Here is a 16,371-nt window from a genome sequence, read left to right as displayed (position 1 = left end):
ACATCTCTAGAAACATTCATTTGATACCTGGGAAACAGCATGGCTCAAGAAAGTTGGAAAACCGCTTACCGCTCGTTTTATTACGAACATGCGCCTCATCCGGATGACCTTGAGCTAGCTGCTTCAAAAACGGCTCTGCTCGTCATTGATGTTCAAAATACTTATTTGACTGAATCGCAAGATCTCGCTGAACGCAGGCGCTGGGCACCTTTCATGGCGCGCATGCACGAAAAGGTCATACCAAATATTCAACGTCTGATTGATGCTTGTCGCAAAAAGGGGATGAATATACTATTTGCTCGCATCGCCTGTCAGACACCTGATGGGCGGGAACGCTCGCTCTCTCAACGCAAGCCAGGATTCAACAATCTGTTATTACCTAAAGATGAATGGGAAAGCCAGATCATTGACGTCCTAGCGCCCAACCCTGATGAAATCGTTGTGTTAAAAACGACCGATAGCGCGCTAACGGGGACCAATCTTCGGCTCATGCTTCATAACTTAGGCACCCAGCACGTCATTTGCGCAGGAATTTTCACCGACCAGTGCGTATCCAGCACGGTCCGCAGCCTGGCAGACGAAAGTTTTGACGTTGTGGTTGCCCACGACGCATGCGCCGCTGCAACGGAAGAACTGCACGACAATGAACTCAAAACAATCAACTGGATTTACTGTCAGGTTGCCAGTACCGAAGAAACATTAGGGTTTATTCGATAAATAGCGTCATCAAACTCTGCTAGCATTGATGAGGATTTTATTTAACATTTTGTTAAATATAGATACTTTTCGCTCGGAGCTTTCAGATGTCGACCCCCACTCAAAATAAAGGCTATACCGTCCTCCACGACTCACTCATGAACCGTGGCACTGCGTTTACAGAGGCGCAAAGAAAAGCGGCGGGTCTGGAGGGGCTTTTACCTCCTGGCGTCGATACCCTTGAGCTTCAAGTCGCCCGTGTGCATACCCAGCTTGACATGCTGGATACTGACTTGCAGCGCTATTTGTTTCTCATGGACTTGCAAAGTCGAAACCAGACGCTTTTTTATGCGGTGCTGATGTCCGATGCGGCGAAATTCATGCCACTGGTCTATACACCTACCGTTGGCGAGGCCTGTCAGAAATTCGATCACATTTTCCGCTCCACTCGCGGTCTCTATCTACCGATTAGCGCCAAGGGAAGACTGAAAGAACTCATGTCGAACTGGCCACAGAAAGACATCCGTTTTATCGTTGTCACAGATGGCGAACGAATTCTCGGCCTGGGTGATCTGGGTGTGGGCGGGATGGGTATCCCGATCGGCAAACTCGCACTCTACACCGCAGTCGCCGGCGTACCACCGGAACTCACCTTGCCAATCACGCTGGATGTCGGCACGAATAATCAGACACTTCTGGACGACCCACTCTACCTTGGCCTACGCCAACCACGTGTGCGAGGCGATGAGTACCATGCGTTCATTGCTGAGTTTGTCGATGCCGTACAAACGCTTTATCCAAAATGCTGTTTACAGTGGGAAGACTTCGCGAATTTCAATGCCGTCTCAATTCTTGAAACCTACAAAGACAAGATTTGCACCTATAACGACGACATCCAGGGAACTGCAGGTGTCGCGCTTGCGGGACTTTACGCAGCCCTACGCATTACGGGTCAGAAACTGACTGATCAACGCTTCCTGTTTATGGGCGCAGGTTCCGCTGCGACCGGAATTGCCGAACTGATTAGTGAAGCTATGGTGATGGAAGGTCTCACCATCGAAGAGGCGCGCGCAAGAAACTGGCTGTTTGATATCAATGGACTGGTCGAGTCTACCCGGACTGACTTAGCGGATTTTCAAAAGCCTTTTGCGCACCAACACGCACCCTGTCAATCATTTGTGGATGCAATCAACGATATCAAACCAAATGGCATCGTGGGTGTCAGCACTGTACCTAAGCTCTTTAATCAGCCAGTCATCGAAGCGATGTCCAAGGTTAACGCGCAGCCAATTATCTTCCCCTACTCCAACCCAACTTCACGTTCGGAATGTACGGCCGAAGAAGCCTATAAATGGTCGAATGGCAAGGCGATTTTCGCGAGTGGCAGCCCTTTTGATCCCGTCACACTAGGTGCCAAAACTTTCGTTCCAGGCCAGGGCAATAACGTCTATATTTTCCCGGCAATGGGAATGGCTGTACTGGCCACTCAGGCCAAGCGTGTCACGCAGCAAATGTTCATCGTCGCCGCCAAGGCTGTCGCTGAGCAAGTCACGCAAGAGGATTTGAACACTGGCCTGATTTATCCTCCCCAGTCACAAATTCTGGATGCCTCGCTGCACACCGCAGCAAAAATCGCCACATATGTGTTTGATAACAACCTGGCTCGCGTCGAGCGTCCTAAAGATATCGAGGCGCACGTCCGGGCAATGGCCTACAAGCCTGTTTATGGTGACTGACCGTATTGCGAACGTCGTCCGGGCTGCGGCACTGCTTCACGCTAATGGCCAGACGACGCAACGCGTGATAGAAGCAACGACCCGTCTGGCGCGCGCCTACGGTTACGAAGCGGCCGTACTGCCGCAGTGGGATCTCATTCTTCTGCGTTTTCGTGCTCTCGGCGCAGACGAGCATACGCCTTGGCGAGACGAAGCCGTTCATGTCCGTCCCACCGGCGTGGATATGAACAAGGTGGCGAAAACCACGCACTTGATCGATCGGCTCTCTGACCTGCCCTTGCCACTCAGCGAAGAAGAAGTCTTACGCTCCGAACAAGAACTCAGGGCAATCGCGGCGCTCAAACCCAGCAGCAATATGCGGTTTATATTGATGGCAGGTCTGGGCGCCTCGGCGCTCGGATTGATATTTGGTGTCACCAGCCACCTTACGCTCGCATTGATTTTTTTTGCCGCAGCGCTCGGTGCGATCGTTCGACGCGCCTTGGCTGGCGAAAATCTATTCGTCCAACCCCTTGTCGCCGCAACAGTCGCGGGACTTGTGGGTGGCGCTTCCCAGCACCTATTTGCTGACGCGCAGCTTCAGTTTGTGGACATCACACCCTGCATGATCCTTGTGCCCGGTGCGCATATCCTGAACGCCTCACTCGATCTGGCGAGAGGTCGCTTGAGCTTGGGACTCGCGCGCCTGACCTATTGCATGATGATCTTATTAGCGATCTGTGCGGGCCTATTAGTGGGCCTCACCATGACCAACGGCTCTCTGACTGACGGAATGCTTTCCGATCAAGTGCCACTCTGGCTTGATATCGTGTCTGCGGGCGTCGCAGTCGCTGCTTTTGGAGCGTTCTTCTCTCTACCCTGGCGCGTCCTGATCGCACCGATCTTGGTAGGCATGATTTGTCATGCTAGCCGCTGGCTCATCCTGGAAAATGGTGGTGGTGTCGTTCTTGGCGCCTTTGTGGCCTGCCTGATCGCAGGGATCATCACAGCGATCTTGGCACGATACTTAAAGCTACCATTTGCCGCACTCGCCTTTAGTGCTGTGGTCTCGATGATGCCTGGGATTTTTGTCTTCAAACTAGCCAGTGGTCTGATCGATGTGTATTTAGCGGGCAGCTCAGCCACACTCCCAATGCTCACAAACGTGGTGTCAAACGGCACAGCCACCTTTCTGATCGTCATGGCGATGACTTTTGGTCTGATTGTGCCGAAAATGCTGATTGATGGCTGGCTTGGAGCACGGGAACGGAATGCCTCCCTCCAGGCTCATCGACTTTAAAACTGGGCTTATTTGCATATAAAGAAGAAACATTTGCCTTTATATCCACTAGTAGTAGACAATCAAAAGTAACAATTCTTTTCAGCACCTCGTTTAAGCACATTGTTTAAGCACCTTTTGATTGTTCGACTCTTCGCATGCACACACACACCCCAAATGGCCTCGATTTACTGGAAGCACGACTCAGGCAAGATCTTTCCTGGCTAGAACTCCCTGCAAAGCCCTGGATGATCAAAAAGTCCCATGAGGGCCAGTCTGTCATTGATGTCGCGATCATTGGCGCCGGTATGGCTGGGCTCACAGCAGGTACAGCGCTCAGCCTTCTGGGACTCCATCCAGTCTTGTTTGATCGTGCGCCAGAGGGCTACGAGGGTCCCTGGGTCACGACGGCCCGGATGGAAACACTCCGATCCCCCAAGCAACTCACCGGACCTGCCCTAGGGCTGCCCGCCCTCACCTTTCGTGCGTGGTTCGAAGCGCAATTTGGTGAGCAAGCCTGGACAGAGCTCGACAAAATCCCACGCACGCAATGGATGGAGTATTTACGCTGGTATCGCAAGGTCACTCACCTCGAGATCAGAAATGAACATCAGGTCCTTGAAGTTCTCCCCAGAGCGGATCAACTTGTCGAGCTTCAGGTACAAACCCCAAAAGGCTTGGAAAAGATTTTTGCTCGACGTGTTGTCATTGCCTCGGGCAGAGACGGCCTGGGTGGCCCCTCACTCCCTGATTTCGCGAGCAAGGTCCCCCAACAGCGCAGAGCACACTCCTCTGATGCGCTTGACTATCAATCACTTAAAGGAAAACGCGTAGGAGTCATTGGCGCGGGTGCATCGGCCATGGATAGCGCCGCAACCGCTCTCGAATGTGGCGCAAAAAGTGTCGACATGCTGATCCGACGCCCTGATTTACCTCGCATCAACAAAGGCAAGGGAGCGGGTAACCCAGGACTGACGCACGGGCATATTGATTTGCCGGACGAGTGGAAATGGCGAATTCGGCATTACATCAATGCTCAGCAAGTTCCACCACCTCGTGGCAGCACTCTGCGTGTGTCGAAGCATGCCAATGCGCGTTTTAACCTAGGTTGCCCCATTGATGAAATCACAATCAATACAGACGGCAGTTTGGCGATCCAGACACCCAAAGGAATATTCGAACTCGATTTTCTGATTTTTGCGACAGGATTCAAAATCGACTGGCTTGCTCGGCCTGAATATGCAGCGATTGCCAAACATCTTCGCACCTGGGGTGACCGCTACACACATGAAATAGGCCTGCAGGACAAAGAGCTACAAGACTCCCCTGATTTGGGAGCAAGCTTTGAATTAAAAGAAAAAAATCCAGGTCAATGCCCGGGTCTAGAGCGTATTCACGTCTTTTGTTATCCCGCCGCACTGTCTCATGGCACGGTCTCAGGCGATATCCCGGCAATCAGCGATGGCGCAAAAAGACTTGCTCAAGGCATCGTTAGCTTGTTTTATCGAGAAGACATCGCCGATCATTTTGAAAATATTAAAAACTTTTCTGAACCTGAAATTATTGGCGACGAATGGTCTGTCGCCCCTCCTCCACAGGCTTTGGAAAAAATCTAATACTTGCCTACACACATTTATTGATCAGGAAGAGACATGTCAAATCATGAAACAGTGAAGCAACAACCGGATACGCTCGACAGACTGCTCGAACTTATCCCCGGCTCGCCCACATACGAGATCAGACATCAGCGCACCAAAGTGGTCGATGCGACGCAGGGGAGCGAGGACTTGCTCCTTGGCGCCCCAGTCGAAGGACTTTCAGTCATTGACCGCCTGTATGTCGCCTTGCTCGCATGCGCGCTGACGCCGTCCGAAACTCTGAAAAACGAGTACGTAAAAAGGCTCTCAGCTTTAGGGGCACCCGATCAAACAATCCAAACTGTGGCAAATGCTCAATTCGAGCATCTCAACGATCCTCGCCTCAAGCAAATGCTGATCTTTACCGCGACACTGATTACAGACCCTGTCAAGGCGGATAAACAAGCTCTGCTGGCCTTGAAAGCCTCAGGCCTCACCACCCCTCAAATCACTGCCCTGGCGCAGCTCATTGCTTTTGTGTCCTATCAAGTCAGAGTCTATGCCGGACTCAACGCCCTCAAAGCCCTCAATCCATCAGGAGCGCAGTCATGAGCGAAGTCATTCGTATCAAAGGCTTTACCAATGAAACGTTGGATTGGAAAGCATGGCTCGATGTCGTCGATATCAACAAGGCAACTCCGGAACAAATTGCCATCCTTGAGGAAAGTCACCCTAAGGCTAAAGAATCCGACTATTACCTCTTTCTCGCGCATCAGCCTGAAATTTTGCGACAACGTTCAGCCGCATTCAACGCCATCATGTACGCATCGGGTGGCATGCCCCGCGCCGAGCGTGAGCTCTCGACCGCCGTGGTGTCACGCATCAACGGTTGCGTCTATTGCGCCTCCGTGCATGCCCAGCGTTTTGAGCAACTTGCCAAGAGAAACGACAGTATCAAGCAGGTTTTTACGGATCCGTACACCGCAGGTACGACTGACAGGGAAAAAGCGATTGTTCAATTCAGTATTGAGTTAACTGAACACCCGGATGCCATTTCAGCCAAACATATCCAAGCGCTCAAGGATGTCGGTCTGACTGAACCAGAAATTCTTGATCTGATTCACTCTGTCGCGATTTTCGCCTGGGCCAATCGCTTGATGCTCAATCTTGGCGAACCCGTATTTCCATCCGCTTGACTGCCTCAACCTGGAGAAGCACATGCACTCGATCATTAAAACCCTTTCCTCTGTCGCGATGCTCACTGCCTTGATCGCACCTGCCTGTGCGCAGTCCTGGCCAGAAGCCGGCAAGCCTGTACACATTGTCGTCCCCGCACCCGGTGGTGGTGGCACGGGCGACACGATCGCACGTATGCTAGCCGAACAATTAGCGACTCGGCTCAAAACAAGCTTTGTCATCGAAAACAAACCTGGGGCCAACGGTAATATTGGCGCATCCTTCGCCGCGAAAAGCGCGCCTGATGGCTATCGTTTTCTATTTTCCTGGGCGGGTACTTTGGCTGTCAGTCCAAAGCTTTACACCACACCCGGCTTTGACTCGCAGAAGGACTTCGCACCGATTGTGCTGATCTGCGACGTCCCCAATATTCTTGTCGTCAACAATGGGCAACCCGTCAAAACGCTCAAGGAGTTCGTTGAGTATGCCAAAAATAATCCCGGCAAGCTCAACTTTGGCTCAACCGGAATCGGAAGTTCGATGCATCTGGCCGGCGAATTATTCATGACCCAGACTGGCGCAAAAATGGTTCACGTGCCCTATAACGCACCAGGTACAGCAACCACCAACATGATCGCCAATGATATTCAGCTCATGTTCCAGCTCGTACCCGGCATCGCCAGTCAGGTGAAAGCTGAAAAAGTTAAAGCCTTGGCGATCTTATCGGACACACGCTCGCCAGCTCTGCCCGATGTGCCCACGACTGCTGAGCTTGGGTTTCCAAAGCTACAGTCATCTACCTGGTTCGCGATGCTGGCACCAAAGGGTACCCCAGCGCCCATTGTCGATAAGATGAATGCTGAAATTAATGAAGTTCTGAAGGATCCTGAGTTTCAAAAGAAACTCGCCTCTATTGGTGCGACACCCCTGGGTGGCACATCGCAAAAGCTATCCGCCCACCTGAACGCCGAGCTTGAAAAATGGGGCGCCGTGATTCAGGCAGCGGGAATCAAGGCGCAGTAATTTTTGCATCTCAAACGAGCGATCATCTAGAATGTTGCTTTTATCAAAACAATAAATTTGGAGTCGCTCGTGACCCACCGTGCTACAAGCCTGCGTTTGCGTTCAATCATCTTGTCGCTTACCGCATCATTTTCAGTACTTAGTTCAATACCCGCACACGCCTACTTCCCCTTTATCACGGATGACACCGGCACCCAAGGCCAAGGCGGCAATCAGCTTGAACTCAACTACATCTTTATCAAAGAACGCGGCGTGGGTCTGGCGGAGGACGGCACCTATTACCCCGGTGAATTCGGAACGAGCAATTCTTTTCCAATGACCTACACACGAGGACTGACCGATGATCTCGACGTGTTTGTTGGCATCATCCGTCAAACCTCACCCACCAACGGCTGGATGAACTCTTCCATTGGTTTTAAATGGCGCTTTGCCGGAGATGCGGAAGAAGGCTGGAGCTTTGCCATCAAACCTGCTCTACTTACTCCCGTGTCCCGCAGCATGGAAGCCTCAGGACTGGGTAACGGCAAAACCAATGGCACGGTCTCGCTGATCAGCTCATACCTGCAACCTAAGTATGAAGTCCATGTCAATGCGCGCTACACGAGCAACCTCTCCTACAGCGGTTCAGAGGAGCAACAGGCACAACATCTCTGGGGAGTGTCCGTAGCGCCTGTCTGGGTGCTGAATCATCAATGGAAACTGGGTGTGGATGCGGGCCTGGAGACGAACCCGAATGCCACAAGCGCCCAAGTTGCCTATGCGCAGATCGGTGCCGTATACGCACCTGTTAAAAATCTGCAAATCGGCCTGGGCTTGATGGGTAATCGGGCCCTTGGCAGCCCAAGCCGCGAATACAACTGGTCCGTGATGTCGGGTGTAACCTGGCAGTTTTAAATTACTGAGCCAATGCACGCATCTCAGTGATCAGATCAGACTTGCCTTCAAAACCGATACCAGGCAGTGGTGGCAAATCAACATATCCGTTCTTTACCTTGACGCCATCCGGAAATCCACCATACGGCTGGAACAAATCTGGATAGCTCTCATTACCTCCAAGACCCAAGCCCGCCGCAATGGCGAGTGACATCTGATGACCTCCGTGCGGAATGCAGCGACTCGGAGACCATCCATACTCTTTTAGCATTTCCAAGGTGCGTAGATACTCAACCAACCCGTAGCTCAGTGCGCAATCAAACTGTAACCAGTCACGATCTTTACGCATGCCGCCATGACGAATCAAGTTACGCGCATCCTGCATCGAAAAAAGATTTTCTCCGGTCGCCATTGATCCCTGATAAACCTCGGACAGCTTGGCCTGCAATTCATAATCAAGCGGATCACCGGGCTCTTCGTACCAGAAAAGCGGGTATTGGGACAAGGCCTTGGCGTAACTGACCGCCGTAGCAAGATCAAAGCGTCCATTTGCATCTACGGCAAGCTGTTGACCCGGTTGAAGCATCTTCAGAACGTATTCAATACGCTGACAATCTTCGGCGAGCGATGCGCCTCCGATCTTCATTTTGACGACCGAATACCCCCGATCTAAATAACTCTGCATTTCCTTGCCAAGTTGATCGAGGCCTTTACCCGGATAATAGTAACCACCCGCGGCATATACAAACACGTGGGGCTGAGCAATTCCGTTTCCGTATTGCTCAGCTAAAAGCTGATAAAGAGGTTTCTCGGCAATTTTGGCAACGGCATCCCAGACCGCCATATCAATCGTACCCACGGCAACAGAACGCTCACCATGACCGCCAGGTTTTTCATTCGTCATCATCCGAGCCCAAATTTTATGGGGATCTAAATTATTCCCATGATCGTTGATCAAGCTGGCGGGATCCGCTTCAAGCACGCGCGGCACAAAGCGCTCTCGAATGAGTCCGCCCTGCCCGTAACGACCATTTGAGTTGAATCCGTAACCCACGACAGGTCTGCCCTCACGGATGACATCGGTTACAACGGCAACCAAACTTAATGTCATTTTTGAGAAATCGATATATGCATTACGAATATCTGATTTGATCGGACGGGTGGACTCTAAGATGCTAACGATTTTCATGATGCAAAAAACTTTATAAATGAAGGGAAGAACCACCGCAGATTATCAATTCCTGTCCGGTCATGGCTGCAGCGGGTTTGGTTAATAAAAAGCCGACGAGTGCGGCAATCTCACTAGGCTCAATCAGTCGCCCGATGGGTGGTAATCGTGGCTGACTACCCGCTCGATCAGGATCTGAAAGCATCGCCGTCGCTGTCGCCGCAGGAGAAACCACATTGACAGTCACCCCTGTTGGCGCAAGCTCGGCCGCCCAGCTGCGAGCCATCGCCACGAGAGCAGCTTTGGTCGCGGCATACTGCCCTCGACCGGGCATTCCTTGGGAAACCCGGCTCCCGATAAAAATCACCCTGCCCTCTCCCATACTCACCATATGAGGAATCAAGGCGTTTGTCATGACTGCAGCACATTGGTCATGAATGGACCACATCAGACTGCCTGCTGACAAATCAAGCTCTCCAAGCCGACCCACGCGCATGATGCCAGCGGCATGGATAAATCCATAGCTTTTGACATCGACCAGTGCACGCTGGACAGCTTCAACATTCATGAGGTCAATTTGAGTGTGCTGATAAGAAGGATGCTCAATACTGGATTGGGCTTTATCCCAACCGAGCACAGACCATCCCCCTGCTAACAAATGCTCAGAAATAGCTCGCCCTATACCTGAGCTACTTCCTGATACAAGTACAACCTGACCTTGCTCACTCGACACGAATATTTCCTTCAGTGACAATTTTTTGTGATCGAGCCATATCTTCTGTTTGAAACTTGATGAAATCCTCGATCGAACCATCAGTGACCAATAAACCCTGTTTAATCAAATTCTCACGGATATTGGAAGAAAGTGCTTTATTGACTTCAGCATTTAAACGTTCCTGAATGGCTCTGGGCGTTTTAATAGGGGCCCACAATCCATACCAGCTATAAGCTTCGAACCCGGGAATCGATTCAGCTACAGTGGGCACATCGGGAAGATTCGGTGTACGGCTCGCCGATGTCACCGCAATGACTCGAACCATACCGTTGTTGTGGAATTGCAAGGAACCCAAAATCGGATCAATAAAGCCATCGATACGGCCCCCGACTAAATCGTTGAGTGCGGGCGCTGTTCCTTTGTAAGGAACAATATTGACATCAAAGCCTCCTGCTTTTTTTAACTGCTCAGTGGCTAAATGCCCTGCAGAGCCGATCGATCCCACCGCAAAATTCACTTTATCTGATTTTGATTTTGCGTAAGCAGCCAAAGATTTAATGTCTTTAACAGGCAAATCTTTGTTGATCGCCACGGACAGCGGTGCTTTTGCAACTAAAGCGACAGGGGCAAAATCATTGACGACCGAATATGGCACTTTAGGCATCGTCATCGGTGCAGTCGTGAATGTCGATGCATTGAATAACAACGTGTAACCATCTGCAGGTGCCTTCGCAACGGCATCGGCACCAATGGTTCCATTTCCACCCGGCCTATTTTCGACAACAAACTGTTGCCCAGTTTGTTCACTGAGTTTATTAGCCAGTGTTCTACCGACAGAGTCCAAAGTTCCTCCAGGAGGAAATGGAATAATGACGCGCACAGCTTTGGTTGGATAAGATTGCGCCGACGCGGTGATTGAAGTCATCGCTATAAGAGCCGTTAAACCATTAAAAATAATATTACGCACTTTCATCATCAGTCTCCAATTTCAATCTTGTTAAGCAAATTATTTAAAACTTAGCGCTTTAACAAACCCGCCTGCGAAACAGCTGCGCGCAAAACACTCATCTCTTGAGCGCTTGGCAATTCTGTCGGTGGTCGTACCGTATGACTATCCAGGACACCAGCAAGATACATGCCGCCTTTCATGCGGGCATGCGCCTCTCCAGTTGGCTCACCTCCACCATAGACTGCATCTTTAAGAGGTGTGATGACAGCTTGAATGGCGATTGCTTTATTGAGATCACCTGCCTTGACTGCGTTCCAGAGATCGATAATGAGCTGCGGAATAAATGTTGCAAATCCTACTAGTGCGCCATCGACTCCCTGCACCATTGACGCAAGCAAGTATTCGTCATGACACGTCAAGATGGCTTTGCTCGCATCTGCCTCACGAATGGCCTGAATATCACGGGCATATTTATTCATATCCCTTTGTCCGACTTTAAAAGCCTGCAAATAGGGTAACTGAGCTAATTCAGCCAATAATTGTGACGAATACGATGCACGCGTCCATGCTGGGTAAACATGGCACACCAAGTCAAGATCAGGTGTCGCTTTATGGATGGCGTCAAAATACTGCAGCGCATGATCTCTCGTGAATCCAAAACGCAACCAATGATGCGGAGGCATGACGTCAAGAGCGACAGCTCCCGCGGCGCGGGCAGCCTTTGCATGTGACGCTGCATCTGCAAGACCTTCGCAGACAATTGACGAAATAACAGGAGTTTTTCCTTTCAGCTCGTCTGCGACGATGCGGGTGACTTCGACGCGTTCCTCTGGCGTGAGCGAAAAAACCTCTCCCGTATGACCGTTGGTCATGACTGCGACTACACCATCATGGCTCGCGAGCCAGGAAGCCAGCTTTCTTAATGCTGGCTCATCAATTCTAAAATCCGGTGTAAATGGACAGGAAATTGCAGGAATGATTCCTTTGTAATTCTTGATTTGTGGCATAGTCGTTATACACTTTGAAAGATTGAGACCGTTCAATTCTGCTGCGTGTGGCGCATTCAATCCAATACTAAAAACGCATAAAACTATTCATTGTCCGAATTACTCTAGGCAAAGATCAATATGGGACCCGGCAACCGCCCGCTCGACCTGGACTGGCTAGAAGACTTTGCCGTGCTCTGCGAAACAGAGAATTTTTCGCGTGCTGCGGCTATTCGCTGCATTGCACAACCCGCACTGAGTCGACATATTCGATCCCTGGAAGAATGGGTGGGCGTGGAGCTGATAGACCGAGCAGCGCATCCGGTTCAACCTACCGCTGCTGGAGCAGCTTTCAAAACCCAGGTCGAAACCATCCTGGCAGCGCTTGAGGCGTCAAGAATTAAAGCGCGTGCTGCTCACGATGCCGAGTCTGCAAGTTTGCGCTTTGCTGTGACGCATTCCCTTTCTTTAACTTTTTTCCCGAGCTGGCTGGCATCTTTGGAAAATACTTATCGTTTCAGTGCGATCCAGACATTTTCTGATACTTTTCAAGCATGCGCCGAGATGATGAGCATGCGGAAAGTTCAGTTCATGCTTTCGTATGGGCATCCCGATATTCCCTCTCGTCTGGATCAAGAAAACTATCCTGTACTGACGTTAGGTCGCGATAGACTCGTACCGATTTCTGCGATCAAGCAAGACCAGACTCCCCAATACTCTCTGGACTCAACTTCAGTCATTCCTTTGCTTGAATACAATCAAAGTTCGGCGCTTGGGTTGATTGCCGGAACCAAACTCAAACCTTTGATCTACGATCAAAATCAATCAGGAAAACAGTTAAATATCTCGGTTGTATTTTCAGCTCACAACGCGATGTTACTGAAAACCATGGCAATGAGTGGACGTGGGGTCGCATGGATACCTGCGTACTTGATTCAACAGGAACTCGATAATAAAGAACTCGTTCTGGCTGGTGGGGTACAGTGGCAAATTCCCATTGACATCAAACTGTACAGACAAAAAGCCCAGATGAGTCAACCAGCAGAATCGGTATGGAAAATGCTGACTGAAGTCTCAGCGACTACGAAGCATCCTTGAGCCCCAATCGTTTCGCAAGTTTATGCAAATTGCTCGTATCAATCCCCAGACTGCGAGATACCTTGGCCCAATTACCTTGAAAACGCGCTAACTCGCGCTGTATGAGTTGGCGTTGAAACAACTCGGTAGCCTGACGCATCGATAGCGTTTCGTGAGAACTCAATTTCTGTTCCTGATCTGATATGTCAGACTCGAGTTTGCTAGACGCATGAACAATGACTCGATCTGAGTTTTCCAACAATAGCAACTCTGGTTCAAGAGTCAGAATATCGTTGCGATCCGCACCACGGCTGACTGCCCGCAAGGCGGCTCGACTGATCACGTGCTCTAACTCCCTGACGTTACCAGGCCAGTCGTAACGACATAATGCAATCTCCGAACGCTCCGATAATCTGATACTACGCAATCCCAAACGGGAGCGATTAATCTCGAGAAAGCGTCCCGCAAGAATCAGCACATCCGTCCCGCGCTCACGCAAAGGAGGAATATGTACTGGGTATACCGAGAGTCGATGGTATAGATCGGCCCGGAAGCGTCCAGCTCTGACACTTTCCTGCAGCTGGCGATTGGTGGCCGATACAAAGCGAACATTGACCTTGCGGGGGGTATCTTCGCCCAACCGCTGAATCTCTCCGTTTTGAAGCGTACGTAACAGTTTTGCCTGAATGGAGAGCGGCAACTCACCAACCTCGTCCATAAACAATGTCCCCCCTTCTGCAGCCTCAATGCGTCCAACACGGTCCGCCGTCGCGCCCGAAAATGTCCCTTTGATATGTCCGAACAATTCGCTTTCAGCCAACGACTCAGGCAAGGCGGCACAATTGACCTGAACCAGAGGTCCCCGATGTCTGAGAGACTGACGATGCACCCGCTGCGCGAACAGGTCTTTACCCACGCCTGTTTCACCGAGTAACAAAATGGGCAGGTCTGACTCAGCGGCGACGTCAAGCTCACGCAACACAGCTTGAATCACAGCACTTTGCCCCAGGATTTCATCTGGAACACTCACCGTCGAACGATCGATCGAATCGCTTCCTCTGAAAAGACGCAGACTTCGATTTTCCTCTTCGAGGCGAGACACGCGTACGGCGGCCTCGACCACCAAAGCAAAAGCACTTAACCGTTCAATATCTGTTGCCTTGAAGGACTTTCCTTCAAACGCATCAAGTGTCAATGCGCCCCACAGGTGGCCTTCGAGATGAAGACTCATCCCCAGGCAGTCGTGCACTGGCAAAGGCTCGCCGACGCGATCATCGAGCAAGCCATCATAAGGATCAGGCAAAGGATTACCAGGGAGGAAACGAACAGGGGTGCGTGTCGATAAAATGCTCACTAGCCTGGGATGCTGTGCGATCACAAACCGCCGACCGATCGCCTCGCGCGTCAGTCCCTCAAATGCAACCGGTGCAAGAGTGTCTCCTTCTAGTCTTAACAATCCGACAGCGTGACAATTAAATTGATCGCGAATCGAACGTACCATTCGCTGTGCGCGGACTGCGCGTGGCAAGTCTGCAATCATGTCTGCAATTAAAGACAGTTCAGCATTCATCGTGGTGATTGAGCTTTTGTAAGAATAAAGCGAGAGACCGCATGAATAAGGTTATATTAACCCTAAAAATGGTACTTTTAACCAAATATTAAAAGGTATTTTTAACCAATTAAAAATTAAATCGAATTAATTCAATAAGTTACAAACTGGCATGGCATTTGCTTTGAGTGGTATACACACTCATAAAAGGAAATGACATGACTGATCTACTCGACCGCTCCATCGGCTCAATCGCCTGCGACGTTCCTGGCGCCACACAAATCTTTCATGAATACAAACTCGATTTTTGCTGCGGTGGTCATCGCAGTCTGCGCGAAACTCTCGAACGACGCAAAATAAACAACCCTCAACCGATCTTCGATCGGCTCGCCAAACTCATGGCGACCCAAACTGAAACCACACACTCTCCCTGGCATGAGAAGAGCAACGACGCCTTAATCGATCACATTCTGGTGAGGTACCACCAGCAACACAGGGAGGGTTTGCCCGAACTCATTCGACTTGCGCGTCGAGTCGAACAAGTGCACGGAGAGCGCGCCGATTGTCCGAAAGGTCTCGCCGATCATCTCTCAGATATGCAGCAAGAGCTTGAAAGTCATATGATGAAAGAAGAACAGATCTTATTTCCAATGCTGCGTCGAGCCAGCGCCGCGCAAGTGTCCGCACCGATCTCAATGATGCGCTTTGAGCATGATCAACATGGTGAGGCGCTCGCGCATCTCGAACAATTGACCAACGACATCATCGCGCCAGCTGATGCCTGCAATACTTGGCGCGCGCTATACGCAGGTTTACGTCAACTCAGGGAGGATCTGATGCAACACATTCATCTTGAAAACAATATTCTTTTCATGGCTGATCGATCAGCGGCTCCGACACAGGCCCACATAGCGTGACTGATTTTTTTTCCCTTCACAGTGCAGGCTTCGATTCACCCATCGAACTACTCGAAGCCTGCCATGAAAAAATCAGACGATTCGCGACACTGACCCAGCGAATCGCGCATCACATCGAGAAAAAGGGAATCGATAGGAAAGCACAAGAAGCCGCCGAGTCTGTACTCAGATATTTCACGATCGCAGCTCCGCTTCATCACCAGGACGAAGAAGATGATCTTTTTCCAGCGCTCATGCATTTATCTCCAGCAACGCTTGGTGAAGAGTCATATAAAAATTTGAACATCACTATTCAAGAGCTTGAAACAGAGCACGTCGCACTCGGCGTGCTGTGGAGCGAAATTGAAAATTGGCTCAGAGACATTGTTGAAAACAAACCGGGTACAACGCCAATGTGTCTGGATGAGTTTGCTACAAAATACGTGCATCATGCAGATCGGGAAGAAAAGTCCATCTATCCCCACGCCCAGTTTCTTCCCCCAGAAACGCTTCGCACGATTGGCATGAACATGGCGTTACGCAGAGGCCACAGGACGCTTGACCTCAATCAAGCGATTTGAAAGAAGTCGAATGATTTTTCATTGAAACACAACATGTGGTGTTAGGATTCATCAAACAACACAACATAGAGTGTCAAATGAATCCTTCAATCACCACACAATTTCCCGTCA

The 16,371-nt window shown here is 50.5% G+C and carries 16 protein-coding genes; 11 read left to right on the top strand and 5 right to left on the bottom strand.

The annotated features are described in order from the left end of the window. Window positions 1-39 precede the first annotated feature (39 nt). The 8 genes from QWY30_RS01695 (at window position 40) to QWY30_RS01660 (ending at window position 8,360) form a co-directional block, all read left to right on the top strand. Window positions 40-717, top strand: a complete 678-nt coding sequence (locus tag QWY30_RS01695; protein WP_290237650.1) for a cysteine hydrolase family protein — start codon at window positions 40-42, stop codon at window positions 715-717. Between the two features lie 86 nt (window positions 718-803). Then, entirely contained in the window at window positions 804-2,432 is a 1,629-nt protein-coding gene (locus tag QWY30_RS01690; protein ID WP_290237649.1) for an NAD-dependent malic enzyme, read from the top strand. Continuing rightward, complete coding sequence (locus tag QWY30_RS01685) at window positions 2,422-3,711, top strand: threonine/serine exporter family protein (protein ID WP_290237648.1); 1,290 nt, start codon at window positions 2,422-2,424, stop codon at window positions 3,709-3,711. The genes QWY30_RS01690 and QWY30_RS01685 overlap by 11 nt, the downstream gene beginning before the upstream one ends. Before the next feature lie 137 nt (window positions 3,712-3,848). Continuing rightward, window positions 3,849-5,306, top strand: coding sequence for an NAD(P)-binding domain-containing protein (locus QWY30_RS01680; RefSeq protein ID WP_290237647.1), 1,458 nt, complete (start codon window positions 3,849-3,851; stop codon window positions 5,304-5,306). 36 nt (window positions 5,307-5,342) lie between these two features. Further along, window positions 5,343-5,879 carry a CMD domain-containing protein gene (locus QWY30_RS01675; protein ID WP_290237646.1) on the top strand — a complete coding sequence of 179 codons (537 nt, stop codon included), beginning with the start codon at window positions 5,343-5,345 and terminating at the stop codon, window positions 5,877-5,879. Beyond that, on the top strand, window positions 5,876-6,463 hold the full coding sequence (locus tag QWY30_RS01670) for a peroxidase-related enzyme (RefSeq protein WP_290237645.1): 588 nt from the start codon (window positions 5,876-5,878) through the stop codon (window positions 6,461-6,463). Before QWY30_RS01675 ends, QWY30_RS01670 begins: the two co-directional genes overlap by 4 nt. Before the next feature lie 22 nt (window positions 6,464-6,485). Continuing rightward, window positions 6,486-7,466: a Bug family tripartite tricarboxylate transporter substrate binding protein gene (locus tag QWY30_RS01665; RefSeq protein WP_290237644.1), complete on the top strand. Its 981-nt coding sequence runs from the start codon at window positions 6,486-6,488 to the stop codon at window positions 7,464-7,466. Between the two features lie 69 nt (window positions 7,467-7,535). Continuing rightward, window positions 7,536-8,360, top strand: a complete 825-nt coding sequence (locus tag QWY30_RS01660; RefSeq protein ID WP_290237643.1) for a transporter — start codon at window positions 7,536-7,538, stop codon at window positions 8,358-8,360. A 1-nt stretch (window position 8,361) separates the two neighbouring features. Here QWY30_RS01660 and QWY30_RS01655 read toward each other — a convergent pair whose 3' ends face one another. From QWY30_RS01655 to QWY30_RS01640, 4 genes are read right to left on the bottom strand one after another with little or no spacing between them, the layout of a single operon-like run. Further along, window positions 8,362-9,528: a mandelate racemase/muconate lactonizing enzyme family protein gene (locus tag QWY30_RS01655; RefSeq protein WP_290237642.1), complete on the bottom strand. Its 1,167-nt coding sequence runs from the start codon at window positions 9,526-9,528 to the stop codon at window positions 8,362-8,364. Between the two features lie 13 nt (window positions 9,529-9,541). Further along, the gene (locus QWY30_RS01650) at window positions 9,542-10,240 is read right to left on the bottom strand and encodes an SDR family NAD(P)-dependent oxidoreductase (protein ID WP_290237641.1); all 699 of its coding nucleotides are present in this window, start codon (window positions 10,238-10,240) and stop codon (window positions 9,542-9,544) included. Continuing rightward, window positions 10,230-11,195, bottom strand: coding sequence for a Bug family tripartite tricarboxylate transporter substrate binding protein (locus QWY30_RS01645; RefSeq protein WP_290237947.1), 966 nt, complete (start codon window positions 11,193-11,195; stop codon window positions 10,230-10,232). Before QWY30_RS01645 ends, QWY30_RS01650 begins: the two co-directional genes overlap by 11 nt. Before the next feature lie 44 nt (window positions 11,196-11,239). After that, complete coding sequence (locus tag QWY30_RS01640; protein WP_290237640.1) at window positions 11,240-12,178, bottom strand: dihydrodipicolinate synthase family protein; 939 nt, start codon at window positions 12,176-12,178, stop codon at window positions 11,240-11,242. Between the two features lie 120 nt (window positions 12,179-12,298). On the opposite strand from QWY30_RS01640, the gene QWY30_RS01635 reads away from it, so the two are divergent. Next, window positions 12,299-13,255: a LysR substrate-binding domain-containing protein gene (locus QWY30_RS01635; RefSeq protein WP_290237639.1), complete on the top strand. Its 957-nt coding sequence runs from the start codon at window positions 12,299-12,301 to the stop codon at window positions 13,253-13,255. On the opposite strand, the gene norR is transcribed toward QWY30_RS01635, so the two are convergent. Continuing rightward, window positions 13,239-14,804, bottom strand: coding sequence for a nitric oxide reductase transcriptional regulator NorR (norR, locus tag QWY30_RS01630; RefSeq protein WP_290237638.1), 1,566 nt, complete (start codon window positions 14,802-14,804; stop codon window positions 13,239-13,241). The genes QWY30_RS01635 and norR overlap by 17 nt on opposite strands. A gap of 197 nt (window positions 14,805-15,001) precedes the next feature. Between norR and ytfE the strand changes: the two genes are divergently transcribed. After that, window positions 15,002-15,700: an iron-sulfur cluster repair protein YtfE gene (gene ytfE / locus QWY30_RS01625; protein WP_290237637.1), complete on the top strand. Its 699-nt coding sequence runs from the start codon at window positions 15,002-15,004 to the stop codon at window positions 15,698-15,700. Continuing rightward, window positions 15,697-16,260 (top strand): hemerythrin domain-containing protein, encoded by a 564-nt coding sequence (locus QWY30_RS01620; RefSeq protein WP_290237636.1) that lies wholly within the window; start codon window positions 15,697-15,699, stop codon window positions 16,258-16,260. Before ytfE ends, QWY30_RS01620 begins: the two co-directional genes overlap by 4 nt. The last annotated feature ends 111 nt before the right edge of the window (window positions 16,261-16,371 follow it).

It is taken from the genome of Zwartia panacis, assembly GCF_030410395.1.
Classification (GTDB): domain Bacteria; phylum Pseudomonadota; class Gammaproteobacteria; order Burkholderiales; family Burkholderiaceae_B; genus Zwartia; species Zwartia panacis.
This window is presented reverse-complemented; position numbering and strand designations above follow the sequence as displayed.

Bases quoted from the DNA above. Each gene is read 5' to 3' on its own strand.
- QWY30_RS01695 (WP_290237650.1), top strand. From the start codon at position 40: ATGGCTCAAGAAAGTTGGAAAACCGCTTACCGCTCGTTTTATTACGAA.
- QWY30_RS01690 (WP_290237649.1), top strand. From the start codon at position 804: ATGTCGACCCCCACTCAAAATAAAGGCTATACCGTCCTCCACGACTCA.
- QWY30_RS01685 (WP_290237648.1), top strand. From the start codon at position 2,422: ATGGTGACTGACCGTATTGCGAACGTCGTCCGGGCTGCGGCACTGCTT.
- QWY30_RS01680 (WP_290237647.1), top strand. From the start codon at position 3,849: ATGCACACACACACCCCAAATGGCCTCGATTTACTGGAAGCACGACTC.
- QWY30_RS01675 (WP_290237646.1), top strand. From the start codon at position 5,343: ATGTCAAATCATGAAACAGTGAAGCAACAACCGGATACGCTCGACAGA.
- QWY30_RS01670 (WP_290237645.1), top strand. From the start codon at position 5,876: ATGAGCGAAGTCATTCGTATCAAAGGCTTTACCAATGAAACGTTGGAT.
- QWY30_RS01665 (WP_290237644.1), top strand. From the start codon at position 6,486: ATGCACTCGATCATTAAAACCCTTTCCTCTGTCGCGATGCTCACTGCC.
- QWY30_RS01655 (WP_290237642.1), bottom strand. From the start codon at position 9,528: ATGAAAATCGTTAGCATCTTAGAGTCCACCCGTCCGATCAAATCAGAT.
- QWY30_RS01645 (WP_290237947.1), bottom strand. From the start codon at position 11,195: ATGAAAGTGCGTAATATTATTTTTAATGGTTTAACGGCTCTTATAGCG.
- QWY30_RS01640 (WP_290237640.1), bottom strand. From the start codon at position 12,178: ATGCCACAAATCAAGAATTACAAAGGAATCATTCCTGCAATTTCCTGT.
- QWY30_RS01635 (WP_290237639.1), top strand. From the start codon at position 12,299: ATGGGACCCGGCAACCGCCCGCTCGACCTGGACTGGCTAGAAGACTTT.
- norR (WP_290237638.1), bottom strand. From the start codon at position 14,804: ATGAATGCTGAACTGTCTTTAATTGCAGACATGATTGCAGACTTGCCA.
- ytfE (WP_290237637.1), top strand. From the start codon at position 15,002: ATGACTGATCTACTCGACCGCTCCATCGGCTCAATCGCCTGCGACGTT.